This is a genomic window from Pseudomonas sp. CBS (assembly GCF_024734645.1).
Classification (GTDB): domain Bacteria; phylum Pseudomonadota; class Gammaproteobacteria; order Pseudomonadales; family Pseudomonadaceae; genus Aquipseudomonas.
On sequence record NZ_CP102929.1, the window covers coordinates 4712796 to 4737676 of the forward strand.

The window sequence follows — 24881 nt, forward strand, 5'->3', positions numbered from 1 at the left end:
GGCAGGCACAAGGCCTCCCACGCACAGCCGCCAAAAAGCACAAAGAGCAGGCACAAAAAAAGCGCCTGCTTTTTGCTAATGACGCTGTTGCGTCTTCTTCACGGGATTCCACGCCCGGTCGCTGATGAGCAGCGACTGAGAAAGGGTAACGCGCTGGCCTCTGGGCTGCAACCCGCTACGCGTGTAGGATGAATCAGATTAATGATAGAAGCTCATGTAGTTTAGCTCCGTTGTTGGATACTGTTTTAATTTAAAGGGACTTATATAAAGTGGCAAAGATTAAGAAGAAAGCTGCTAAGCGTGAACGCGAAAAAGTTAGATCGAAGCGTGAGTGTGAACAGAGGATGCGTAGCTTCTATGCCCATCTTAGTGATATGCACAAAGACCCAATCATAAAAAGCATAAGAGCGGGAGTTGATTATTTTTTATCCTTTATGTCAAGTGATGTATGGGAGCGTCGAAAGGCTGGGGTTGAAGAATATTTTTTAGGTGTTACTGCTTCCATGTATGCAGCTAATACAACTGACTCAGTACAATACAATAACCGAATGGCCTATTACGCCAAATGGATTGATTGGTATTTGTATCTGGCAGATGTATGTTCCACGAAGGCTTTCGGGCACGATCAGTCTCAATGGTCGCGAATAAAACATTTTTTATAAAGATTGGTAGTTCATTAGAGTTGTTAAAAGGCGTGGTGGGTGTTGAGAAACGTGTGATAGATATGCTCTACAGCAAAGATAATAACGCTGATTCTGTGCTGTTTGAACTGATTGTAGCAATTGCATATGCTGAAAAAGGGTGGGTAGTAGAGTTTATTCCAGAAATAAAGGGAGGCGCAAAAACTCCCGATTTAAAGGTGGTCAAAGGCGGTGACACGTTTTTTGTTGAGTGTAAGCGTCTTCAAAAGGTAACTGACTATTCCGAGCAAGAACGACAAGCTTGGTTAGTACAGTGGGGTGTGTTGCTACAAGAGATTATGAAATATGGATACCCCGTCCTTGCGAAAGTGAATTTCAAAACCGAGGTGCATCTACTGGCTCCTGGGTTCGTTGCTGATCTTTTTCGTTCTGCTGTAGAGAGTAAAGTTCCATTTATAAAAACTCCAGAGTGTGAGTTGATTCTACAGAGGGTTGATTTTAAGCGAATGTATGATCATCTTTCAAAGTTCTCAGTTAAATACCCGTCTGCTGATTTGAATAACCTTATCGATCCTCAATGGGAGCCCCAAGCTTCCTACACGATGGCTATGGAGGCTAAGTTTGTGAAGATGCCCGGTGGGGACGCCGCACTTAACAGGTATGTCGAGCTTATCCGTACCGTCTATTGTGGTAGGTGGGAGTGTACAGCTGAGGCGTCGATCGATAAAAAAGCTAGGGATGTTAGAAGTTTATTGCAAAAAGCGGTTGAGCAAGCACCTGCTGATGGAAGAACGATTATTCATATTGGTTACGAAACTTTGCATGGTCCGGAAATTGAATTTGTAAGAGACAGAAAAATCTTCGAGCTTGTAAATACGTACGATTATAGTGGTAAGGATATCGCGTGTGTTTTTTGCCATGCGATGCAGCCGTCTGTGCTTCTCGATGGCTATATAGAGTTTGCAGAAACTACCAGGTTCTTCAATCATTCCGTTTCAGCAGAAAATATCTTGCCAGGACACCAATTGCTGTTCTCGGGTGAGACTGCACAAATTTCATTTAACGATACGCATTGGTTACAAGACGCAAGGAGAATTCTTGATGAGGTCTGAGCCGGAATTACCGCTACTTATCACGGCAAAACAGATACTTGAAGATCTCAGTAGTATTATTGTTAACTCACGTGCTCCTAAAGTAGGAGCAGACCGTTTGCGGGCGAGTTTGTTTCTCACGATTGCGGAGCAGTTTGAGGCAGCATTTCGGCTTGCTGAAGCTCAGATGGTTACGCATTCTGCTTCCCATGTTCGATCGATGATCGAAGCACTGGTGGCTATGAGAATGCTTGAGTCTAATAGTAACTATGTGGAGCAGATGCAATACGAAAAGCTAAGAGGGGAGAAACGCGTCTATGACGGAATATTTGCGGATCCTAATATTCCCGAGGTCCTTAAAGAACCGCTCAAAGAAAATTATGAGGCTTGTAAGTCTGGATGTGACACTTTTCGTGCGTTAGGTCTTAGGCCGAAAAAAATTAGCCAAGATCTTGGTTCGGAAAAATTCTGTCATTTGGTAGGGCCATATTCAATGTTGTGTGCTTTCTCTCATAATGATTTGGCTGTTTTGAAGTTTAGGCATGAGGGTCAAAGTGGTATGGCCTATAAACAGGCTAACGATCCATCACTTGTAATTGCAATTATCTCAGCTGCCTTAATGGTACTAATGAATGCGACTGAGCAGTTCGGAAAAATTGCCCAATTTTCGGGCGGCCATTTTCAAGATTGTTTTGAAGCAATGAATGAAAAATGGGGAAGGATGCTGGACAAGTCAACAGAGCATTAATCAAAGTAGCAATTTTGTTATGATCTAACCGTCATCTGCCAGTATTTAGTCATTAGGGGGCGCTCAGTGAGCATGGAAGGGATGAAATTATCGTACGCGGCGGGTGCATTAAGCGCGATGTTGATGATGCTCCGGCCTTGGGGGGATCAAGCTCTCGACTTTAGGGTCAGTTTGCCTTCTCCTGAGGAGTTGTCGCGTATGCTATCGGGGCTCGCTAATTCGGAAGGGGGAATGATAGTTGTTGGGGCTGAAAATTCAGATGTTGTCGTAGGTATCAATAATAATCACTTAGAAAGGAATATTAAGTCTGCAAAGGAGTTGCTCTATGGTCGGATAGAAGTTGATTGTTCTACGATGCTCGTTGAGCAAAAAACTTTCGGGATTATAAAGGTTAAGGCTTCTGAGATTCCAGTCTCGACCGTGAAGGGTTATTTTAAGCGGGTCGGTGATGAGTATGTGCTATTAGACGCCTCCCAGTTGTTTGCGAAATCTATCTCAGCACCAGACCATACTGCTGTTATAAGTTCTCTGAGTGAAATGATTACCAGCCAGTCCAGTCAATTCGAAAAGCTGCGCGAGTCGTTTGAGAAAGCGAATTCATGGAAAAAAAAGTATTTTACTTCTTTGTAGGTGCAGTTATTACCGCGATAGCTAAATGGGCAATGCCAGGAGTGCTCGATTTAGTTTCCCATTTTTTATTGGTCCGATTATAAACGGTAGACGTATTCATAAGGGTGCTTCTAAGTTTCCCTTAGCGTCTTCGTTGTGCGGCTATAAAGTGGTAAATTGCACTTGGTAGGCGCCGATATGGGGTGGGCATGCGGATTTATTGCAAGGTATGTGGAGAGAGGGGACGAATTGCTTCACGCGACGAGTTATCGCTGGAGTTTGTGCGCCTTTATTGCCAATGCAGTTCAGCTCAATGCGGACACACTTGGGTAGCCAACCTGACCTTCTCCCACACCCTGAGCCCTTCCGCCCAGGCGGTCGACCGGTTGTTGTTCGACCGCCTGCGCAGTTTGTCCAAGAGCCAGCAGAGGGATTTGTTCGATCAACTGGGCGTGGCATCCTCCACGTAGTCATGCAGTCGCTCTTCTGCTTGTTCAAAGCGTTTCAGCTGGGCAACGCCGTATTCCAGCAACGCCAGTTTCGCGCGTGGCGTCGGATATAGGTCAGCGGCGAGTAAGTCGATCAGCAGCGCGAAGCTGTGGCCGCATTCTTCGAATTCTTCCATTAATTTCAAAGTGCAGACTTTGGAGTGGTTCACAACGATTCTTCCTTTTTCGATGTCGTTGGGACGGTAGTGTATTGAAGGTTCTTTACCCCGCCAGTCCCCTGCCAATGTACAAATGTAAGTAGGTAATATCCCCAGCAAACCGTCGGAAGCACGCGCTTGATTGAGCGCATTCGCCTCTGTCACCCTTGATTCAAATTGTGTTTTGCTGACAAGTTTTGTTTTGAATTCGGAAATTCTGAAGGCTCTAGATCGCGGGATGTAGTAGGTGGTGTGGAGAGAAGTAGGTCGGGAAAGGGCGCGACCGAAGTTCATCGGCAGTCTTATCTGATTACAAAAACAAGGGCGCTTGGCGCCCTTGTGATGTGCGGGTGTAGAGGGTTCTACGTCATACCCATAGCAGTTGGTAGCTCAATGCGTCCAGGGTCACTACGCCGTAGAAGCGTTCACCGCATGGGCTTTCGAAGGCGGTGACGACTTGTTTGCCTGGCAGCGGGAACCGCACCACTCCGTAGCCAGTGTCGAACTCCAGTAGCCGGGTAGTGCCCAGCAGTTGAGCGTCCGAGCTTAGCCCCATTTGTTTGCGGGCTTGTTAGAGTTGGTCATCCGACAAGACATGTATTTCACCATCGATGTACACGCGCTTATCCATAGTGATGCCCTCGGTTAACCTGGTTCCGCGTGGTAGCCTGGCCAGTCATTACATGATGAATGGGGAGACATCCTGACGTTGCAGCGGGTTTTACGTCATGCCTCATTGGCAATGACGATGAAGTACGCACATTTCAGCCCGGGGCATTTGGCTGAGGTGATCCATTTAAATCCCCTATCGAAAGTGAAAGCTACTGAGGCTGAGGACCATGTTTGAAGGGATTGAATGGACGACGGTGTATGTGTCGCTTGCCTCGGGCTTGGCAGGAGCGAGCGGTCCTGTCGTGCTTTGGTATATGCAGGCCCGGAAAGAGCGTGCAAGTGTAAGGGCATCCCTTCTCGCGGAAGTTTCAGCGCTGCTCGAAATGGTCGAGCGACGGCATTACCTGCGAGAACTTAGGCTGTTTGAAAAACAACTGGCCGATCTCCCCCAAGCACGGTTGGATTCGTTGGACGAAAAAGAGGTGAGTTTCGCCCTGCCGAATGGAGAGAACTACAACCGGGTTTATCAGGCGAACTTGTCTCGCCTAGGCGCATTGTCTTCGACTGAGGCTGCCCAAATAGTGCGTTTCTATCAGTTGGCAGATAGCGTACGAGCGGATCTCTCGAATGGCGGAATTCTGGCCAAAGGTTCGACGAACCATGCTGACTGGGGAGAGACAGCGGAAATTCTTGAGGTCGCGATTGGGATTGGAGAAGAGCTTACCAAGCCTTCTCGCTCTCTATGGCAGCGCTTGAAATCCCGTAGAAAAATTTGAGTGTGAACGGTTTGTGGACGTTTTCCCAAAAACGGCACCCAAAATTTTCGAAGTTTCTAAACCCCAGAAACCACAAAGCCCCGCATTGCGGGGCTTCGAGATATGGTGCCGGCACCAGACGAACGGTATGTTTCGGCGAGACTAGGTTTTCTGCGGGTCTGGAAGTTGGTGGAAAATTTAGCGTACCCCAACTAGTAACTATAAATAAATCAGCTAGTTATGGCGTTCAATGGAATCGAATCGGGGATTTGTACGGCATTCACGAGCTATCGACGTGTACGTAAATAGTTCAGAACGGCGTACTGTATGGTAAATCGCCTGAATTCGAACCTTGCCGGCCGTTAAGTCATAGGTAATAGACAGGAGTCGGTCAAAAGAAGTCATCGCCAAACAACCAAATTTAGGTGCAGAGGTTTTTTCTGGATCAAAAGCAGCGATTAAGTCTGCCTATGGCTAGCTTACGGATACCTGGGCGCACTGACTTTCAGTGCTGGCGGGCCAAACCGTAAGCTAGCCATTATATTCTTTATGTCATTAGCGATGAGCCCATTGAGATGCATTCTGGCACTATAGGTAGGATCGTAACTACGAGCATTTAATGGTCTAGCTAATTTGGCGATGATTTTAGTCTTTAATCTAGGGTAGTCAAATGTCACCAAAGACTTTTTTCACTGCCCAATTTGCCGATGATTGCCCTATATTGCACATCAACTTAAATCCTGGAATAGAGAATAGTATGTAAGCCAGCGATAGTAATCCCATTAGTACGGCACAAACAAATCCTTTTGTAAATTGTAATGCAAGTACGTCGGTATAGCTGGCTCCGGCATTAATAACCAACCAAGCGTACGCACAAATGGCAAGTAAACAGCCTACGGTTAAGCCCTTTACTCCACAATTCAGCCAGTATTTAAAACGATTAACAACTCCTTGCAATCCAGCAATAACCTCTATGCCCTGATCCCTCTCACGGACAAGCTCGCCGACAAGATTCTCTTTTATTTGACGAAGTATTTTTTGGGGGCTGCCATATATAGAGTCATTAGCGCTAATTATGGAATCTGTCAGAATGAATCTAGCCTCCGTTGAGTGTACGAGTAAATAAAAATCATCGGTAGTGATTTCACCCGCTTGCTCCAACTTATCAATTTCGAATAAATATTCGGTCCAGTTTTCTTGGGTGGGTTGTAAAGAGGCTATACAGTTGGCAACTATCATCTTCGCAGGAAGTAGCGGCTTTTTCTTAACCGCCTTCATCCATACTAGCGTAGTAAATACTTGGTCAGGCATGCAAACTGAAATATCAGATCTTCCGTGAATATCTTTAAAGAATTGAGTTACTCCCTTAGACAGCGCCGAGTTAGTGGTGACAAATATTGCGCCACAAGATTCAAGATAATTTTGGGAGCGTCCACCTCTTATGCGATGAATCGCTGTGACACAGTCTATGTCGTGTTTTCTGGCCTCTGGCTTTTGGTTCAGGTGTATATCCAAAATACTAGATAGCAATGTCTCATCCAATCCTAACTCGCGAATATGAGCCGGTCGATCCTCCACGTGGACACCTAATTTCTTCAGCTTCCTTTCCAACATTGATCTGTCTAGCTGAATATCTGAGACAGAAGCCCCTTTTAAACTGTAATAGTCAAAGACGTCGCCAGGCTTTTTTGGGCGAAGCGCTCCGCTTCCTCTTGCTAGCTGAGCCGCATACAATATCCCATCTATTTCATTTAACGTATCCCTGAAGCATCGCATCTTTGTACCCATCGTTGCCAGCATATCTATCAGCTCGGTAGATAGGCACGTTAAATCAGGATCGCACAATCCCAATGCACGGATCAGGAACTCCGTATCGAAATAAACTTTTATATCGCGAAGAGCTCCTTCTACTCTATCGGGATCACTATAGTAGAACACTTCCGTAAGCATGGCCCCCCTTACAAAAGCTTCAACAACCAGTAACGCATCATGATCACTGACACTACAGTACTGTATAAATTTTGCAGTGAGCAATTTTTGCTGTTCTGCGTGATCCCCAAGGGCATGGCTATCTACTGCAACTGACTTGTATAGTTTGGGGGCGAATAAATAGAGGGTTTCAAAAAAGCCTGACTCAATATCACTTTCTTCAAATGCGGTTTCGTGAATATCATGGCAGTACGCCACGAACTTTGCCTTCAATCCGTTAAATTTCCGAATCTCAGAATCCCTAATCCTCTCATACTCATCGATAGGTAGATTATCCCGCAGTATTTTATATGCGCCACCTTCAACGCGATCTAAAAATTTATATTTTTTTGTAGATCTCTTTATCAGGCTCAGAAGAACAGCTTGAGGAGCTTTGAACTCCGCTAGCTCAGCGAATTTCTCCTGTACCTCTGCCACACTTACGAATTCGGTTTTTATCTGCTTCAGGCAGAATGCAAAAATAGGTATGTAATTATCAAGGACCCCCAGATTTTTCTCTGAGTTGGCCTTGACAATTGCCAGGTTTACTAAAAGATTTTGCACTCGCCCGACCTCAATAGTCCATTAGATAGCTTGAATTCAATAGCTCAAAAGCCCTGAGCTATATGAATACTAAACTAAAACAAAATGTAAAATCAATATCGTCTCGAATGGGCTTTCGATCGTTATCGATGAGCCATGTAGCTCGAAAATAGCCACCAATGAAGGTATTGATTGAAAATTATGCCCAGCAGGTGGTCGTGCTTTAGATCTCAAGTAATACATCCCACCTGTACCGCCAACATTTTCTGATTATGGGTCAATGCTCCAGACATCTGATGGACATCGCGATGCAATGGCTGCATATCAGATGACTTCAATTTAGCCATGTTCAGCCGTATATATAATAATACCCCTTGGCTTCGTGTGTGCAAACTAACGGCTAGGGATGTCCTAGCGCATGCCGGTGGCTCGCGCTAACGCCGCGATGGCGGTGTGCGGCATTTGGTGTTCGCAGAGCTCGTCGACAATCCTCTTTACCTATTCGCGGTCTTGGCCTTGCAGCACAGAACGACGAACACTGATTTGCCGCATTCCCAATGTCTTGCTCGGACTCACGGCTTTCACATGCTGGTCGCCGCAAAGCGCAGCCGTGGTCCGGTTCACGCTGGACAGCCGGTTTTGCGCGCGCAGATGTTCGGCGTAGTCCAGCAAGGTCTGCCGATCGCTGTACGCCTTGACCGTGCTGTAATGCCCGTTGCCAACTAGATCTTTCAGAGCCTGCGGCCCGGCGTAGCTCAATTGCCGGCCATAGCCAAAATTGCGCTCGTCCCGTTTACCGACCAACGCCATGATCAAACTCTTCTCGAAGTCAAAACGTTGAAGCTTTTCCCCACGTCATCCCGCCAAGAATGTTGAGTGTTATCAGGGATCAAGGCCCCTGCGACCTGTGAGGGTTGTCCACTAGCGCGGGACTGGCGGCTCTTTACGACCGGGAGCTTGGGCATCTCATGATCTGGCCTCCTGAACACCGTTACCGGTGGGCGGGTGGAGGCTGCACTGGCTGACGAGACCAGTGCCGCGAGATCCTGAGTCAGGTGAAGGCAGTGAAGCGATGACCGGGGCATGCCTGACTGTCAGTCAGGTGCAGTCCATCCCGTGGGCTGCGGCACCATCATCTGCATCGCTGTTGCTGGTGACTTCGGTGTTTGTCACGCCGATTGTCACGAGGGGAAATGCCGCAATGCCTTGTACGAGGTGGGCTGCAGCAGCGGTAGGAGCGCCCGTCTCTTTCCGGAAGAAAGAGACGGGCGCAGGTTGGCGCAAGGAAATGGCTAAGCGGATAGGTTGCTGCAGGGCAGCTATGAAAGGGGATGAGTTGCCGCAGTGGGCATACTGGTAAAAGTAGGCATCCATCACATCGCTGTGACCGTGCGAGCCGCCGGACGCTAATCGCACTTTGGGAGAACCACCACGGTGTGGCGTAGCCTTAAAGGTTCTGGCTACCTGGGTTGCTGTCAACGACAGCGCTTTGCCCGACCTTTTCTACGCCTGTGGATAATTCGGGTCAAGACTCCAATTTTCGGGAATTCTGCGGCTGTGGATGAAATTATCCACCGGTGGAAATCTATGGTTTTCCACAGACAATTTGCGTGGGCTTTAGATTTTTTAAATGAGGTCCATCCAAGCAGGGCGGCTTTGCAGCCCCGCTTGGATGGACCCGCGTGGAAGGGCGGACAACGGTGATCTCATAGGCTTATCCACTTTTGGATGCGCCACGGCTATTTTGTAGGGCCGTGATGTTGTCTCCAACTGGGTGAGCGAATTCGTGGGGTGTCACATGCCCATGGCGGTTGGCGTCGATGTAGTTGCTCCACCACGCCATGATCAGCCTGCGCTGTTCGAGGAATTCGGCCTTGTGGATATACGCGGCACGCACACGGTTGCGTTCCTTGTGGCTCATTTGTCTTTCGATGGCTGCGTCGGTCCATAACCCGGACTCCAGGAGGGCGCTACAGGCCATGGTCCTGAAGCCGTGGCCGCATACGTCCTTGCTGGTGTCATATCCGACGTTGCGGAGCATGGTGTTCACCGTGTTCTCGGACATGGGCTTCCAGTACTTGTGGTCGCCCGGTAGCACCAACTCTGAAAAACGACTGAGGCTGCGTAGGCGCTCCAGTATTTCGATGACCTGCGGCGATAGCGGAACCATTTGAATGTCGCCGTTCATCTTGGTCCCTCGTGTGGAGTTGCGTACCCCTTCAATCGGTGCGCGTGTATCGGGGATTTCCCACATGGCGCGTTGGAGGTCGAACTCACTCCATCGAGAGAAGCGCAGTTCGCTGGAGCGGACGAATACATGCAACGTCAACAGGACGGCGAGGCGCGTCAGTTCGCGGCCGTTGTAGTTGTCGATACGGTGCAGCAGTTCGGGTAGGCGGTTGAGAGAGAGGGCTGGGCGATGGACTGTGCGCGGCGCGTGAAGCGAGCCTGCCAGATCCAGTGCAGGATTCATGGTGATCTGCCGGGCTCTTTTGGCCCCGCGCATGATGGTGGATAAGTAATTCTGTACCCTTAACGCCACATCCATGGTGCCGCGTTCCTTGATGCGTTGGGTGATCTCTAGCAGGTCGTGGGTATCGAGTTCAGCGATGGGGCGTTGGCCGATCAGCGGGAAGACGTGGGTACGCAGTCGGCTCATCACGGTTTTTGCGTGTCCTTCGGTCCAGCGACGGGACATATCGGCGTGCCACTCCAGAGCAACGGTTTCGAAAAGCAGTGCCGCCCGCTGGGCTACGATCTTGGCCTTCTTCTTTTCTTCCATTGGGTCGAGGTTGTCGAGCAGCAACGCCTTGGCTTCGTCTCGCTTACGTCGTGCGACGGAAAGGGTAACGATGGGGTAATTGCCGATGATGAGCGTACCTTCCTTGCCGCTGGGCTTGGTGTACTTCAAGCGCCAGGTCTTCACGCCATTGGGTTTGACGAAAAGGTACATGCCTCCGCCGTCGAACAGTTTGTAGGCGCGTTCGCGGGTTTTGGCCGTGCGGCATTGCAGGTCGCTGAGGGGGATCGCTAGACGTGGCATAGGGGTACGCGCTCCTGACCGGAAAATCGCAGTACCCCTAACATACCCTCGGGGAAGGGGGATTTTGTTGGATCCCGACAGAGGGTCCTGGAACGAAAAAACCCGCCAAATGGCGGGTTTTCGGGGCTTCCAGAGCATTCGGTGGAATGCAATGGAGCCTAATGTGGTGCCGGCACCAGGAGTCGAACCCGGGACCTACTGATTACAAGTCAGTTGCTCTACCAACTGAGCTATACCGGCGTGTTAGGGCGACGATTATAGCGATTGGCAAGCATCTGTAAACCCCTGAATTCTGACTATTTTTGCAGACACAGAGGTTTTCTCGCATCCAGCTCATTTTGACCACTGGGGATGGCTTCCTCAGCCCGAAGGCCATCTAGGGTCAGCCCGTAAAAGAATGTGTTCCGATCAGTTGCCTTCGTTACACGAATCCGCAAACTTCATGTACTCAAACACCTGCTTCTGCCCATGGGAATCCAGGTACGTCATCCGCGCATTCACCACGCCGCACGCCGCGCCGCCATCGTCGACGGTCGACAGCACTTGCTGAATATCCAGCTTGGGGCTGGCCTCGGCCTGGGCCGAGAAGGCGGCGATGTTGAGCAAGGCAAGCAAGCCGCTGGCGATGAAGGTGTTCCGGTTCATAGTGGTGTCCTCTGAGGTTCAATAGGAGTGTGTTGCGTTGGAGCCTATTGAGCGCCTGGGAGGTATCCGGCCTGTGTCATGCACCTCGGGGTTTTGCCTCGGCATGTATAGGAGATGGATTTCATACACCTTGATACACGAGCACAGCCATCAGAGGTATTTGCGGACATGCTCGGATCTGGCGAGGGCTAGTCATTAAATTGACCATTTACCGCTCGTCGTAAAGATTTCTTCAGAAAGACCAAAATAATGACACTTTCATTCCTTTGTCACAGAATGCGTACACAAAGGCGCCCACAAAAAGACCTGCGGTAAGCATCAGTACAGCTGACCTTTCACGTCTTTAAGATGCGTCGTGATGGAGTGTTGGCGATGAGCCGTACTGACGAACTTTTTGAGTTGTTTAATAAGACAACTGCCAATGATGTCCAGGGAATGGATTCGATGCTGCAATTTTTCGAAGACATGCCCATCGACGACAGCGCCAGTCTCAACATGGGCAGCGGCGCGTCGTTCTCCCGGCATTCCCCCTGTGCCAACGAGCAGTCCGGCGAAGCCGCGACCATTCGTGCGAATGTGGTGGCGCTGGTGTCGGTCAATGGCGGTGTCGGCCGCAGCACCTTGGCCACAGCGCTGAGCAGCGGTTTGCAGCGCCTGGGGCGGCCGGTGGTAGCGCTGGACCTGGACCCGCAAAACGCCCTCTATCACCACTTCGGCCTGAGCCACACTTTGCCCGGCATCGGGCGCACCAGCCTGCAGAACGAGCGCTGGAGCCAGATCCTTCATTCGGGCTTTGCCGGTTGCCAGGTGATTACTTTTGGTGAAACCGATATGCGTCAGCAGGAAGACCTGCAGCGCTGGCTCAAGCAGGAACCGCAGTGGTTGGCGCAGCACCTCTCGGCCCTCGGTCTTAGCGAGCAGGACACGGTGATCATAGACACCCCGGCAGGCAACAACGTCTATCTGCATCAGGCACTGAACGTGGCCGATGTGGTGCTGGTCATCGCCCAGGCGGATGCCGCCTCCCTCGGCACTCTGGAGCAGATGGAGCAGTTGCTGGCGCCACACATTGATCGTCAGCCGGCGCTGCGGTGCCACTTTGTGATCAACCAACTTGACGAGACTTCCGGCTTCAGCCTCGACATGGTCGAGGTGTTCAAGAAGCGCCTGGGTGGAAATCTGCTGGAAGTGGTGCACCGGGATTCGGCGATCAGCGAAGCCCTGGCCTACGGCAGCGACCCGCTGGATAGAGGCGCCGCAAGCATGGCCTGTGACGATCTCAATGAGCTTTGCCGCCTGTTGATTGCCCGCTGAAAAGACCGGGTTATGCCACTAACGCCAGACGCTTATGCACAATCGGTTGGTTCAACCTGTCACGAAACAGCAATTTTGCGGAGGCGTTCTCATCACGCTACAACTGCCTGTTTTGCGTGCGTTTTATTTTGTGAATAAAAAATGACCAATCAGCATTTTGCCCTGTAAAGCTTGCCGCCAGGGCTCGCAACAGAATTCCATCAACAGACTTATCCACAGGGCACGCTGCGACAAATTGCCCTTTAATTGCGCTCGGCAAGCAGCATCAGGTTACGCGGGGTCAGCGGTGTTTCGCAGAAGCTGCCGACTTGAACCCTGTAGCCGTTTTCTTCGAGCAACAATGCCCGGTCCAGCACTAGCCACATTTCCAACGGGCGCCGAAACAAACCACGCAGCAATTCCAGATTTCGCACGTGCGCCAAGCGCTGCCAGCCTTGGGCCTCCAGTGCCGACCAATCCTGCTCGCCTGTGGATAATCCCTTGAGCACAGCCAGTTCCCGGCAGTAGTCGGTGAACGGCTTGGTCAGCCAGCTTGCAGGCAATGACGGGGTCGGCAGGTACTCGTCGCAACCGCGCAGTTGCCGCTGCAGCACATCAAAGCCCAACCGCCTGGCCATCGACGTATCGCGCTGCTGGCGTACGCGCGCGCCGGCGGTGACGGTTTCGCTCAACGGCAGGCCGAGGTCTTCCACTGATAAACGTAGTGATGAAGCCTGGGCCGCAATCGACAGCGGTTGATATTCCTCGGCGCGGATGCGGTTGTAGCAGCAGGGCGCCACAGCCAGTTGCTGGCAGCCGGCGGCGCTGGCCAGCTGGAGCAGGCGTACATGCAAGTCGCCGCACGCATGCAGCGCGACCGGGGTTTGGTCGGGGCTGATCTGCACGTCGGCCATCACGTCTTGCAGGCGATGGGTGACGGGCATTCGATGGTGTTCGCTGAGTGTTTGCCCTGAAGCAATCAGTGCCGGGTCATATTCCAGGCAGGTCAGTTGCTGCCCGGGTTGCAGCAGGCGGCGGCCGAGGTGGCCCTTGCCGGCGCACCAGTCGAGCCAGTGCTGGGGTGTTTTAGAAAATTGCAGGGCGGCGCCGAAGGCTTCTATCTGCTGCCATTTGCGGCCGGGAACATCGACGTTTAGGCGATGGTGAGCGGCCGGTAGTGCAGTGGACGGTAAGTTATCCACAGCACCGAGACTCAGCGACTGGGCCGCCAGCTCGGGAAACGGCGCGGGCGCCGGCAGGTTATGAGGTTGGTTATGGCTGCGTTCCGCCTCAGCCAGCGAGCGTTGGCGCAGCCAGTTGGCCAGCTCGGGATGCTGCGCTTCCCACGGCAATTGCAGATGGGTAAAGGGCCGTGGTCGCCACAGCCCTTGATGCCCGGTGAGAAACGCGTCCAGTGCCTGGAAGCGGGCGAGCAACGGCTCACCCGTCAACATGGCGTCAGCGCCCTTGGCAGGCATCGACCCGCAACCAGCGCTCCAGCAGCTTGAAGAAGCGCACCAAAACGTACGACATCAGCAGGTAGAACAACCCGGCAGCGAAGAAGATTTCCACCGGCAAGTAGGTGCGGGCAATGATCGTGCGGGCCATGCCGGTCAGTTCCAGCAAGGTCACGGTACTGGCCAGGGCGCTGGCCTTGAGCATCAGGATCACTTCGTTGCTGTAGGCCGGCAGGCCGATGCGCGCCGCACGCGGCAGGATGATGTAGAACAGCGCCTTGGGCTTGGACATGCCCAGCGCCCGCGCCGCTTCGATCTCACCCGGCGGGATGGCCTGGATCGCGCCGCGCAGGATCTCGGCGATATAGGCGGCGGTGTGCAGGGTCATGGTGGCGGTGGCGCACCAGAACGGGTCCCGCAGGTATGGCCACATGAAGCTTTCACGCACGGCGTCGAACTGCGCCAGGCCGTAATACACCAGGAACAACTGCACCAGCAGCGGTGTGCCCCGGAAGAAAAAGATGTAGCAGTAGGGCAGGGTGCGCACGTACCACAGGCGCGAAGAACGCGCGATGCCCAACGGGATTGCCAGCAGCAGGCCGGCGATCACGGCGATGGCCACCAGCTCCAGAGTCAGGGTTGCGCCTTGGGCCAGTTTCGGCAGCCACTTGATGATCACGGCCCAGTTCAGGCCAAGGTCGAAATGCGACAGCCAGCTGTAGTCGCCACTCATTGCGTGCTCCTCGCAAAGCCGCGCGCGGCACGTTTTTCCAGGAAGTGCATGCCGGTCATCGCCAGGACGGTGAGGCCCAGGTACATGAAGGCCGCGACCATAAAGAAGGTGAAGGGCTGCTTGGTGACGGTCACGCCGATCTGCGCGTGGCGCATGATTTCTTCCAGGCCGATCACCGAAACCAGCGCGGTGTCCTTCATCAGAATCATGAACAGGTTGCCCAGGCCCGGCAGGGCGATGCGCCACATCTGCGGCATGATCAACCGGGTGAAGATCCGGAACTTCGACAAGCCCAGTGCGACACCGGCTTCACGGTGACCTTTGGGAATGGCGAGGATCGCGCCGCGGAAGACTTCCGTGGCGTAGGCGCCAAAGCACAGGCCCAGGGCGATAACACCGGCGGCGAAGGCGCTGAGGGACAGGTCGGGGTTGCCGAAAAACTCCCCGAGGGAGCGCATCAGGTTGACCGTACCGAAGTAAATCAGCAGTACCCACAGCAGTTCCGGAATGCCGCGAACCAGGGTGGAGTAGGCGCCGCCAAGCCATTGCAGCGGCTTGTACGGGGAAGTCTTGGCCAGGGCGCCGGCCAGGCCGAGCACCAGCCCGAGGCACAGGGCGGTGAGCGCCAGCTTGACGGTCATCAGCGCACCAGCGGCAAGCGCCGGGCCGAATCCGTAGAGGTCGAAATTCATGGTTTAGTCGTTTCGCAAGGCAAAGCTCAGGACCGGCGCACTCAAGCGAGCGCGCCGGGCAGGCCATTCAGGATCACTCGATACTGAAAGGGAAGTACTTGTCGTTGATCTTTTTGTAGGTGCCGTCGGCTTTGATTTCAGCCAGGGCTTTGTTCAGGCGCTCACGCAGTGGGTCGCCTTTACGTACGGCGATACCGATCTTGTCGCTCTCAACCACCGGGTCGCCCTTGAATTCGTAGGCGGAGCCGTCTTTGCTTTTCAGCCACTCGTACTGCACGTACTTGTCGGCGAGTATCCCGTCCAGGCGGCCGGAAGTCAGGTCGAGGTAGGCGTTTTCCTGGGTGTCGTAGAGCTTGGCGGTGGTGTCCGGCAGCTTGTCTTCCAGGTAGGTACCGGCCAGCGTCGCGCGCTGTGCACCGATGATCTTGCCCTTCAGGTAGTCCGCGTCGGTCTTGAAGTCTTTGGTGGCTTTAGGCGCGATGAACTGCAGCTTGTTGGAGTAGTACGGGTCGGTGAAGTCGACGGCCTGCTTGCGTTCATCGGTGATGGACAGCGAGGAGACCAGGAAGTCGAACTTCTTGGCGTTCAGGGCCGGGATGATGCCGTCCCAGTCCGAGACATACACTTCGCACTTCTCGACTTTCATCTTCGCGCACAGGGCGTCGCCGATGTCTTTGTCGAAGCCGACGACGTTGCCGCTGGCATCTTTATTGTTGAACGGCGGGTAGGCCGCCTCGATCCCCATTTTCAAGGTCTCGGCCATCGCCGTGGCGCTGAACGCCATCGAAACGGCGGCAGCCAGGAGGAATTTTTTATAGTTCTGCATGCATGTTGCTCCGTTAGCGGTTGCTGGACATGAATTGTTTGCAGCGCGCCGAAAGCGGGTTTTCAAACACCTGCTGTGGCGATCCTTGCTCTTCGACCAGGCCCTGGTGCAGGAACACCACTTCACTGGACACCTGACGGGCGAAGCCCATTTCATGGGTGACCAGCAGCATGGTGCGGCCTTCTTCGGCCAGTGCGCGGATCACATTAAGTACTTCCTGAACCATTTCCGGGTCAAGGGCCGATGTCGGCTCGTCGAACAGGATGACTTTGGGCTGCATCGCCAGGGTGCGGGCGATCGCGGCGCGTTGCTGCTGGCCGCCGGACAATTGCGCGGGGTAGGCGTGGCGCTTGTCGCTGATGCCGACCTTGGCCAGCAAGGCTTCGGCGATTTCAATGGCTTCGGCCTTGCTCTGGCCGAGCACCCGGCGTGGCGCCTCGATGATGTTGTCGAGGACGCTCATGTGCGGCCACAGGTTAAAGTTTTGAAACACAAAACCGATTTCGCTGCGCAGGCGGTTGATCTGTTTGCCGTCGGCGGCTACCAGCTCGCCGTTTTTTGCGGCCTTGAGCTTGAGTTCTTCACCGGCCACCAGGATTTGCCCCTGGTGCGGGTTTTCCAGGAGGTTGATGCAGCGCAGGAACGTGGACTTGCCGGAACCGGAGGAACCCAGGATCGAGATCACATCGCCGTCGCGGGCGGTCAGCGAGATACCTTTAAGTACCTCCAGCTCACCATAGCGTTTATGCAAGTTGCGGATTTCAAGCGCGGGCGTGGCCTCAGCCATGTGCGGTCCTCATTGTGTTCATTGCGCTCCTGCTGTTGGCCCGCCTTCCTGGCGAGGCGCCAAGCTAGCATAGCGTTTGGATGACAGCCAACAGCCCTGCAGGCGGTAAACAGACGGTCTGCGGCAGGGTGTCGCATCGGCACAGCAGTGTGTCGCGCCATCAACAACCGAACAGCCGTTTGAACCCGGATGCCTACAGGCTTCGCGTAAAAAAGGGCGCGATGGTGCCAGCTTTGGCCGGGTGTTGGAAGGGTTAAACCGGCGAACGGTCCTTATCAGCCCTCTAATGGGGCGTCACGCACAATTTGTGTGTGTTTTTGGTGCGCCTGTTCGTACTTCAAGTGGGTCGCACAGTAACGCTATAGCGGAATGCCATTAGTGTCAGTGACTTACGAGAGCTGTTGAGTTTCCCTACAGGCCGCGTCAATCGCGGCCCTGTAACATTTTGGCGCAAATCTTGCGTAAAAAATAAAGAACGCCCCGTTGGTTTCTTTTCACGAGAAAGACGTCAGGCCGGGTGGACCGTATTCGCAATTCCTCGCAAAGGTGTGTCAATGAGTAGTACGCAAAGCTCCAATGACCTCGAACAGGGGCTCAAACCGCGTCACGTCACCATGCTGTCGATTGCCGGCGTTATTGGTGCCGGTTTGTTTGTCGGCTCCGGCCACGCGATTGCTGCCGCAGGCCCGGCCGTGCTGCTGGCGTATGCGGCCGCCGGTACGCTGGTGGTGTTGGTGATGCGCATGCTGGCCGAGATGGCCGTGGCATCCCCGGACACGGGTTCGTTCTCGACTTATGCCGACCGTGCGATTGGTCACTGGGCCGGCTTTACCATCGGCTGGCTGTACTGGTGGTTCTGGGTGCTGGTGATTCCGCTGGAAGCCAACGCCGCCGCGACCATCCTCCACGCCTGGTTCCCCAACGTGGCGATCTGGGCCTTCACCCTGATCATCACTTTGCTGCTGACCGCGACCAACCTGTTCAGCGTAAAGAACTACGGCGAGTTCGAGTTCTGGTTTGCGCTGATCAAAGTGGTGGCGATCATTGGCTTTGTGATCCTCGGCATCCTGGCGATCTTCGGCTTCCTGCCGGGAAGTCAGGTCAGCGGCGTTTCGCACCTGTTCGACACCCAGGGCTTCCTGCCAAACGGCATGGGCGCGGTGTTGGCGGCGATCCTGACCACGATGTTCTCGTTCATGGGCACCGAGATCGTGACCATCGCGGCCGCTGAATCGAAGAACCCTGGCCAGCAGATCTCCAAGGCCACCAACTCGGTGATCTGGCGGATCGGCTTGTTCTACCTGGTGTCGATCTTCATCGTGGTGGCCCTGGTGCCATGGAATGATCCTGCGCTGGCAGCGGTCGGTTCCTACCAGACGGTGCTGGAACGCATGGGCATCCCGAATGCCAAGCTGATCGTTGACCTGGTGGTGTTGGTGGCCGTGACCAGCTGCCTGAACTCGGCGCTGTACACCGCTTCACGCATGATGTTCTCCCTGGGCCGTCGCGGTGATGCACCGGCGGTGTCCAAGATCACCAACAAGAGCGGCACGCCTTACTGGGCGGTGTTGCTGTCTACCGGCGCGGCGTTCCTGGCGGTGTTCGCCAACTACGTGGCCCCGGCGGCGGTGTTTGAATTCCTGCTGGCCAGCTCCGGCGCCATCGCGCTGCTGGTGTACCTGGTGATCGCCGTGTCGCAACTGCGCATGCGCCAGAAGCGCACGGAAGCGGGCGAGAAGATTGCCTTCAAGATGTGGCTGTTCCCGGGCCTGACGTATGCGGTGATCGTGTTCATCGTGGGCGTGCTGACGATCATGTTGTTCCAGGACGCGCATCAGGTGGAGATCATGGCCACCGGGATTCTGAGCTTGCTGGTGATTGCGGCGGGGCTGATTGTGTCGCGTCGGCGCAAGGGCCGGAAGGTTGGGGCGGCGGTGCTTAACTGACGGAATGCTTTCGTCGCAATACCGTTGATCAAATGTGGGAGCGGGCTTGCTCGCGAATGCGGTGGATCAGTCGACATTTGAGCTGACTGACACACTGCCTTCGCGAGCAAGCCCGCTCCCACATTTCGTTTTGTATCAGTCTTCGGAGCTAACCAGCGCCTGTGACGCCGCGACGTAATCAGCCTGAAACTCCGGCGATTCAATCCACGCCAGCGCTGCCGCTTCATCCTCGGTATCCGTGGCCCACTGGCGATACTCGATCAGTGCCGCGAGGATAAAGTCGGTCGCTTCCTCTTCACCTTCCTGCTCCAGCACCACCGCCAACAGCGGGTGCGCCAGGAACGCCGCACACAGCGCTTGTTGGCTGGTTTCGCCAGCGGTGCGCATTTCCAGGAACAGCTCGGTCAAATCCACTGACTCAAGATCGATGCGGCTGTCATCGCCGGCAAAGGCGTCCGGCTTGGTCGCGACGGCGCGTTGGGTACGGTTCTGCTTGGCCTTGGCTTTTGCCCGGTGGGCGCGTTTTTGCTGCTTGTTCGGCGAGGCCATGGGCTCACGTCCTTGGTGTCAGGATCTGGGGGTGGGGTATTGAAGCGCAGGTCTGGGGAAATCCCAAGGCTTTCTAGGTGCGATCCGTCACTTGGCGCCCCGGCGTGCCGTTGGCCAACTCTCCCCGCTGTAGCCATGCCAATGCAATCGGCCACAACCGATCCTGATATTGGCTACGAAAGAACGCGAAATGCCCGACCTCTTTTTCGCCGATATCTTCAGGGGCGATCCGCAGATGCGTGCGCTCGCTGCCTTTGAAATAACCCAGCAGGCGCTCGATTGCCGCCACCGTGCCAAACGGATCATCGGTAATGCTGATCGCCAATACCTGTGCCTTCACCCGGGAAAACGGCAACTCACCCAAGGCCCGCCCGCTGGGGCGCTGTTCATAACCCGGCGTCGGCGTGCTCCAATCGCGTACCACACCCGCCGGCGTATCCTCGAGCCAGCCCATGCGCTTGCCCGGGAAGTAGCCAAAAAACGCAGTCATCAATGGCATCACCACATGCCATTTGGCAAACATCCGCCAGCGCCCGCTCGCCTCGTAGTCGCGCCAGTAGGCAAACTGCGCGCCTACCGTCACCAGGCGCCGAATTACCGCGCCGGAAGCCCCGAGTCCCGCCGCACATCCGCCAAAACTGTGCCCGACCACATCAATCGGCTGGCCGGCAAACTCCCGCTGTGCCCGCTGCAGGATCGCTTCGAAGTCCAGCACGCCCCAATCCGACCACGAGGCCTTGAACCCTTTCAGCGAGCCGCTGCGGGATTCGCCGATGCCGCGGTAGTCGTAGGTGATGACGTCGAAGCCATTGGCAAACAGGTAATCGGCAAACCGTGAGTAGTGGCGGCAGCGCACAGAGGTAGCGGCGTTGATGATGACGACCGGGCGTTCAAAGTCTGTGCGCGGATGGCGCCACGTGAAGCCGCCGATGGAATGCCCATCGGCTGCGGACTCGCGGAATGCTTCGGCTTGAGGTCGGACTGGCAGGTTCATGAGCAGGCTCGATCATTGCGCTTTCGATGGGGTGTCAAAGGCCCGTGCGCAGTTTTATAAGAAGTCGAAACTAACAAATTTCTGCTACGAAGACCCCGGGGATTTTTCTGAGGCTCGACCTGAGCGGCACAGATGCCTAGGCTTAGACCCTTTCGCCCACCAGAGCCGGCCCATGACCCGCGACACACTCGAACAAAACCAGATCCCCCTCTACTTCGCCAGCGTGCTGCTCGCCGTCGTTGTCGGCCTGGTGGCACCATCCATGGCCCAGGGCCTGGGCACTCTGGTGACACCTGCCATCGCCGTGTTGATGTATGCGATGTTCCTGCAAATCCCGTTTCTGGACCTGCGCCAGGGCCTGGGCAACAAACGCTTCATGGCCGCGTTGCTGTTGGCCAACTTCATCCTGATCCCGCTGCTGGTGTGGGCGTTGACCCGTGGCCTGGCGGATCACCCGGCGATTCTGATCGGCGCGTTGCTGGTGCTGCTGACGCCATGCATCGACTACGTGGTGGTGTTCACTCATATCGGCAAGGGTGACTCGCGGCTGATGCTTGCGGCGACCCCGGTTCTGTTGCTGCTGCAACTGTTGCTGTTGCCGGTGTATCTGGGAGTGATGTTGGGGGCGCAGTCGCAGGTGGTGGTGGCGGTGAGGCCCTTTGTAGAGGCCTTCCTGCTGCTGATCGTTGCACCGATGATTCTGGCGGTGCTGACGACTTCCCTGTCCCGGCGATCCGCAGTCATCAGCACGTGGAACGATGCCTGGGCCTGGTTACCCGTACCGGCCATGGCGCTGGTGTTGATGGTGGTGATCGGTTCGCAGATCACCGCAGTGGTCCGCGATATCGGCCTGCTGGCGCCGGTGATCCCGGTGTATATCGGCTTCCTGTTATTGGCCCCGCTGATGGGGGCATTGGCTTCGCGACTGTTCAAGCTACCGGCGACCACGGCGCGGGCGGTCACCTTCAGCGCGTCCACCCGCAATTCCCTGGTGGTACTGCCGCTGGCGCTGGCATTGCCTGAAGACATCCGCGGGCTTGCCGCCGCTGCGGTGATCACGCAAACCCTGGTGGAACTGGTGGGAGAGCTACTCTACATCCGGCTGGTGCCGCTGCTGATCTGGCCCGCTCGTCGTTAGGCGGATGAATGTTTGATTCCGTTCAGGGGGCATTCAGCGTGGGGTTCGGCAACATGGCCCGGTTTACCCCACCTGACAGGCTGAATAATGGATCAACACAATCGCTTTCGAATGGAATCGCTGGGCATTTTCGTTATCGCCTTGCTGCTGTTTACCCTGGGCATCTGGGACCAGCAACCACAAGGCTTCGACGGCCGCTGGGCCGTGTTCATGCAAGAGATGTTTCGCCACGGCGCGAGCCTGTTTCCTACCACCTACGGTGAGCCTTACCCGGACTACCCGGGCACCGCGACCTACCTCAGCTACCTTTTTGCCCGCTTGTTCGGCGCGCCCAACGACTTGGCCAACGTGATGCCCACCGCCATGGCGTCGGCCGGGGTCATGGCGCTGATCTACCGCTTGCTGGTGCCGTCGGGCCGAGCGTGGGCGCTGCTGACGGTGCTGCTCACCGCATTGACCGCGCAATTGCTGGAGAAGTCGCGCTCGGTGTGCCTGGACCAGATGGTCTCGTTGTTGTGCCTCGGTGCTTTCTACCTGTTGCATACCGGCGAGCGCATGGGTTCGAGGCTGCGCCAATATGCGGTCTTTCCGTTGTTCGTGGTGGCGTTTGCCATTCGTGGGCCGCTGGGGCTGATTGAGGTGTGCGGGGTGGTGTGTGTCTACTGGGCGCTGGGCCCCGCTCGCACTCGGCAAGAGCGAATTGGCGTGCTGAAAAAGGTCATTGCCCATGGCGTGATCGGCCTGATCCTGCTGGCCGGCTGTTGGTGGTTGCTATTGAAGCTGGCGCGGATCAGCGGTGGCGAAGCCTTCGTCGATGATGTGCTGCGGATGCAGTTCGCCGGGCGCCTCGACGAATCCGGTGAGGCGTTCTACTTCTACTTCAAGCTGAGCCTGTACCGTTACTTCCCGGTGGTACCGCTGGCACTGGCAACGATGATTGCCCTGCGCCACAAATGGTCGATGCGTAACGACGATGCCGACGTGCAGTTGATGCTGCGCCTGGCCGCCTGCGGCCTGATGATTTTGGTGGGCTTGTCCGTCCCGCACTTCAAGCGCGCCTATTACATCGTGCCGATGGTCCCGATGTTTGCTGCTGTAGCCGCCTATGGCCTGCTCCAGGCCCAAGGCTGGCTGCTCAGGGTGCGTCGTGGCTATGAGTGGCTGGTGGCTGTGTTACCGGTGCTGGGCATCGTGGTGGTGTTCGTCTGTCGGCACCTGTGGCACAAGCACGGTTACTGGCCGGACGTTTCCGTGCCTGCGTTGGTGGGTGTGCTGATTGTGTTGCAACTGGCAGCGGGGATTGCCTGGCGCCGTTTGCAGGGCAGTCTCGGCCAGCGCCTGGTGGTGCTCAGCCTGATTGCGCTGGCGACCCAATGGCTGGTGTTGGTGAAGGTGGTGGAGCCGGCCAAGGACCTGCAATACGACACCAAGAACTTCGTTGGCGCGGTGGAGAAGCTGCGTGCCGATAGTCCCGGAACGTTGGTGTTTGTCGATCTGGCCAAAGACACCTGGGCGATTCGCTACATCATGAACCTGGATCACGACGAGCAGCCGTTGTTCATCGGGCGCAACGAACCGTTGCTGGTGGACACGCTGCCGCGCCCCGCCTGGGTGATTGTGGAGCGCAAGCAAACCGCATTGCTGAGCGGCACGCCGCTTGAGCATATGGCGCCGGTGTCCGATGGGCGGTTGAATGACAACCCATTATTGGTGTTCCTGGTGAAGTAACTCAGCCGCCGTATCCGTCGTGGCGGTGCATCCAGATGTAGGGCTCGGGCTGAGGTGCTATTTCAGGCCGTCTATGCGTAGGGATTCTCCAGCTGCTCCGGTATGAAGCCTTCTTCACGAAGTGATTTGATGACGCCTCTTATCAAATAATTGTTTGAGAAGCCGATGGTGTATTGCCGCGCGCCAGGGCTAATGGGCAGTAGCATGCCTTGGTCGACCAATTTCTTTATTTGGTAGGTTCTCTGTGCCGCGGAAAGTTTTGGCAACGCCTTGGCGATATCACCTGACTTGACCACCTTCAACTGGACTGCGGTAGTCAGGATTTTCTCCTCCGACGGCGTAATCCAGCCTCGCTCTTTTGCCATCGCAACGGTGGGTGCCAAAACGTGCTGGGTCAGGTAGCGGTAGTCAGTCAGCCTGTTTACCTTTTCAAGCTCATCTCTAATGCCACCCAGAACATAAATGCACCAGGCTTCAAGGCTTTCCCTGGTGCCTGTGTCGGCGGTCGACAGCATTGAGTAATACCTTCCCCGATCAATACAAAAAACCGCAGTAGGATTAAGTACTCGACCTTCAGTACTGACATTGAAGCCGTACTTCATCAGCAGTGCGTAGGTGAGAAGGCGTACCACTCGGCCGTTTCCGTTGCCGAACGGGTGAATCCAGCCGAATCGATGATGGGCGAGTGCAACCTTCATCAGGTCATATTTGGGTGGGTCTTTTTTATTGATGAAGGCGACCAGCTCTTGCATGTATCCAGGCACCATTACTGCGTCAGGCGGCAGATGCTGTGACTGAGCGATACGGACCCCGCCTTCACGGTAAGCGCCGGGCGTACGGTCTCCCTCGCGCTGCAGGTCATGAACTGTCATTGAGTGAAGCTCGCGGATAACGAACTCGGTGAGCTCCGTGCCCGATTCCATGACGCTTTCAATGTATTCCATGGCTTTTTCGATGTTCGCGATTTCGCGCAACTGATCGGTTGCCTGCGCCGTTCCTTCAACCTTGCTTTCGATGTAATCGGCCAAGGTCGTGTGGTTGCCTTCGATTCGTGCGGATCCCAGGCTTTCCAGCGTATGGAAAAGCTCTTTTAGCTGGAAGAAAACGGTTGGCGGTGTGTCCCCACCCAATTGCAGGCGCCGCAGGTGTTCCAGTTCGCTCAATACGTCAACCAGGCCCGAATCGAACGACGGGTTCAAAAGCTCGAGATCGTGGTGAAGAAACTCGGCCATGGAAGGATTATCTCGGATGAGTTGAGGGATTATCTCGAATAGTAGGTGCTTTGGTGCCTATAGGGTGGGCACTTGGTTCCTAATTAGGAGCCACACTATCTCAAAAGTGCTATTGAGATAAGTAGGATTTTCCGTGACTCGAAGTGGAAAACGCTCTGCACCGTGTCGTACGGGTCCGGCCTGGAGGCGCTTTTTGAGGCGCACA

23 protein-coding genes, 1 tRNA gene and 2 pseudogenes are annotated in these 24881 nt (G+C 54.8%); 11 read left to right on the forward strand and 15 right to left on the reverse strand.

Annotated features, from left to right (window positions below; translation table 11 throughout):
* Nucleotides 1-269: 269 nt before the first annotated feature.
* The 5 genes from NVB75_RS21595 to NVB75_RS21615 all read left to right on the forward strand — a co-directional run bounded on the left by NVB75_RS21595 (nt 270) and on the right by NVB75_RS21615 (nt 3559).
* Nucleotides 270-662 (forward strand): hypothetical protein, encoded by a 393-nt coding sequence (locus tag NVB75_RS21595; RefSeq protein WP_258343225.1) that lies wholly within the window; start codon nt 270-272, stop codon nt 660-662.
* The gene (locus NVB75_RS21600) at nt 635-1753 is read left to right on the forward strand and encodes a hypothetical protein (RefSeq protein WP_258343226.1); all 1119 of its coding nucleotides are present in this window, start codon (nt 635-637) and stop codon (nt 1751-1753) included. The genes NVB75_RS21595 and NVB75_RS21600 overlap by 28 nt, the downstream gene beginning before the upstream one ends.
* Nucleotides 1743-2480 carry a DUF5677 domain-containing protein gene (locus NVB75_RS21605; RefSeq protein WP_258343227.1) on the forward strand — a complete coding sequence of 246 codons (738 nt, stop codon included), beginning with the start codon at nt 1743-1745 and terminating at the stop codon, nt 2478-2480. Before NVB75_RS21600 ends, NVB75_RS21605 begins: the two co-directional genes overlap by 11 nt.
* A gap of 72 nt (nt 2481-2552) precedes the next feature.
* Nucleotides 2553-3110: a helix-turn-helix domain-containing protein gene (locus NVB75_RS21610; RefSeq protein ID WP_258343228.1), complete on the forward strand. Its 558-nt coding sequence runs from the start codon at nt 2553-2555 to the stop codon at nt 3108-3110.
* A gap of 188 nt (nt 3111-3298) precedes the next feature.
* Entirely contained in the window at nt 3299-3559 is a 261-nt protein-coding gene (locus NVB75_RS21615; protein ID WP_258343229.1) for an ogr/Delta-like zinc finger family protein, read from the forward strand.
* Here NVB75_RS21615 and NVB75_RS21620 read toward each other — a convergent pair.
* Complete coding sequence (locus NVB75_RS21620; RefSeq protein WP_258343230.1) at nt 3532-4029, reverse strand: hypothetical protein; 498 nt, start codon at nt 4027-4029, stop codon at nt 3532-3534. The genes NVB75_RS21615 and NVB75_RS21620 overlap by 28 nt on opposite strands.
* Nucleotides 4030-4102: 73 nt before the next feature.
* Nucleotides 4103-4291, reverse strand: coding sequence for a hypothetical protein (locus tag NVB75_RS21625; RefSeq protein ID WP_258343231.1), 189 nt, complete (start codon nt 4289-4291; stop codon nt 4103-4105).
* A 97-nt stretch (nt 4292-4388) separates the two neighbouring features.
* On the opposite strand from NVB75_RS21625, the pseudogene NVB75_RS33150 reads away from it, so the two are divergent.
* Both NVB75_RS33150 and NVB75_RS21630 read left to right on the forward strand, forming a co-directional pair.
* Nucleotides 4389-4582 (forward strand): annotated as a pseudogene (locus NVB75_RS33150) (integrase); the annotation flags it as partial.
* Nucleotides 4575-5123, forward strand: a complete 549-nt coding sequence (locus tag NVB75_RS21630; protein WP_258343232.1) for a hypothetical protein — start codon at nt 4575-4577, stop codon at nt 5121-5123. The pseudogene NVB75_RS33150 and the gene NVB75_RS21630, both read left to right, overlap by 8 nt.
* A 645-nt stretch (nt 5124-5768) precedes the next feature.
* Here the strand turns inward: NVB75_RS21630 and NVB75_RS21635 are convergent.
* The 5 genes and pseudogenes from NVB75_RS21635 to NVB75_RS21655 all read right to left on the reverse strand — a co-directional run bounded on the left by NVB75_RS21635 (nt 5769) and on the right by NVB75_RS21655 (nt 11301).
* On the reverse strand, nt 5769-7634 hold the full coding sequence (locus tag NVB75_RS21635) for a hypothetical protein (protein ID WP_258343233.1): 1866 nt from the start codon (nt 7632-7634) through the stop codon (nt 5769-5771).
* A 393-nt stretch (nt 7635-8027) separates the two neighbouring features.
* Nucleotides 8028-8423 (reverse strand): annotated as a pseudogene (locus NVB75_RS21640) (integrase); the annotation flags it as partial.
* Between the two features lie 904 nt (nt 8424-9327).
* Complete coding sequence (locus tag NVB75_RS21645; RefSeq protein ID WP_258343234.1) at nt 9328-10656, reverse strand: integrase arm-type DNA-binding domain-containing protein; 1329 nt, start codon at nt 10654-10656, stop codon at nt 9328-9330.
* 164 nt (nt 10657-10820) lie between these two features.
* Nucleotides 10821-10896 (reverse strand) — tRNA-Thr (locus NVB75_RS21650).
* Nucleotides 10897-11064: 168 nt separating this feature from the next.
* Complete coding sequence (locus NVB75_RS21655; RefSeq protein WP_258343235.1) at nt 11065-11301, reverse strand: DUF2790 domain-containing protein; 237 nt, start codon at nt 11299-11301, stop codon at nt 11065-11067.
* 372 nt (nt 11302-11673) lie between these two features.
* Here NVB75_RS21655 and bcsQ point away from each other — a divergent pair, with 372 nt between their 5' ends.
* Complete coding sequence (bcsQ, locus tag NVB75_RS21660; protein ID WP_258343236.1) at nt 11674-12615, forward strand: cellulose biosynthesis protein BcsQ; 942 nt, start codon at nt 11674-11676, stop codon at nt 12613-12615.
* A 242-nt stretch (nt 12616-12857) separates the two neighbouring features.
* On the opposite strand, the gene NVB75_RS21665 is transcribed toward bcsQ, so the two are convergent.
* From NVB75_RS21665 to NVB75_RS21685, 5 genes are all read right to left on the reverse strand, one after another.
* Nucleotides 12858-14072: an SAM-dependent methyltransferase gene (locus NVB75_RS21665; protein WP_258343237.1), complete on the reverse strand. Its 1215-nt coding sequence runs from the start codon at nt 14070-14072 to the stop codon at nt 12858-12860.
* Entirely contained in the window at nt 14053-14742 is a 690-nt protein-coding gene (locus NVB75_RS21670; protein ID WP_177071123.1) for an ABC transporter permease, read from the reverse strand. The genes NVB75_RS21665 and NVB75_RS21670 overlap by 20 nt, the downstream gene beginning before the upstream one ends.
* A gap of 38 nt (nt 14743-14780) precedes the next feature.
* Nucleotides 14781-15476 carry an ABC transporter permease gene (locus tag NVB75_RS21675; protein ID WP_010169038.1) on the reverse strand — a complete coding sequence of 232 codons (696 nt, stop codon included), beginning with the start codon at nt 15474-15476 and terminating at the stop codon, nt 14781-14783.
* Nucleotides 15477-15549: 73 nt separating this feature from the next.
* Nucleotides 15550-16302, reverse strand: a complete 753-nt coding sequence (locus NVB75_RS21680) for an ABC transporter substrate-binding protein (protein ID WP_258343239.1) — start codon at nt 16300-16302, stop codon at nt 15550-15552.
* Nucleotides 16303-16315: 13 nt separating this feature from the next.
* Nucleotides 16316-17089, reverse strand: a complete 774-nt coding sequence (locus tag NVB75_RS21685) for an ABC transporter ATP-binding protein (RefSeq protein WP_017478155.1) — start codon at nt 17087-17089, stop codon at nt 16316-16318.
* A 554-nt stretch (nt 17090-17643) separates the two neighbouring features.
* On the opposite strand from NVB75_RS21685, the gene gabP reads away from it, so the two are divergent.
* Nucleotides 17644-19035 carry a GABA permease gene (gabP, locus tag NVB75_RS21690; protein ID WP_258343241.1) on the forward strand — a complete coding sequence of 464 codons (1392 nt, stop codon included), beginning with the start codon at nt 17644-17646 and terminating at the stop codon, nt 19033-19035.
* A 135-nt stretch (nt 19036-19170) separates the two neighbouring features.
* On the opposite strand, the gene NVB75_RS21695 is transcribed toward gabP, so the two are convergent.
* Nucleotides 19171-19584, reverse strand: a complete 414-nt coding sequence (locus NVB75_RS21695) for a hypothetical protein (protein WP_258343242.1) — start codon at nt 19582-19584, stop codon at nt 19171-19173.
* A gap of 73 nt (nt 19585-19657) precedes the next feature.
* Nucleotides 19658-20578: an alpha/beta fold hydrolase gene (locus NVB75_RS21700; protein WP_258343243.1), complete on the reverse strand. Its 921-nt coding sequence runs from the start codon at nt 20576-20578 to the stop codon at nt 19658-19660.
* A 172-nt stretch (nt 20579-20750) separates the two neighbouring features.
* On the opposite strand from NVB75_RS21700, the gene NVB75_RS21705 reads away from it, so the two are divergent.
* Both NVB75_RS21705 and NVB75_RS21710 read left to right on the forward strand, forming a co-directional pair.
* On the forward strand, nt 20751-21716 hold the full coding sequence (locus NVB75_RS21705; protein WP_258343245.1) for an arsenic resistance protein: 966 nt from the start codon (nt 20751-20753) through the stop codon (nt 21714-21716).
* An 87-nt stretch (nt 21717-21803) separates the two neighbouring features.
* Nucleotides 21804-23444, forward strand: coding sequence for a glycosyltransferase family 39 protein (locus NVB75_RS21710; RefSeq protein WP_258343246.1), 1641 nt, complete (start codon nt 21804-21806; stop codon nt 23442-23444).
* A gap of 71 nt (nt 23445-23515) precedes the next feature.
* On the opposite strand, the gene NVB75_RS21715 is transcribed toward NVB75_RS21710, so the two are convergent.
* Nucleotides 23516-24676: a Fic family protein gene (locus tag NVB75_RS21715; RefSeq protein ID WP_258343247.1), complete on the reverse strand. Its 1161-nt coding sequence runs from the start codon at nt 24674-24676 to the stop codon at nt 23516-23518.
* Nucleotides 24677-24881: the final 205 nt, after the last annotated feature.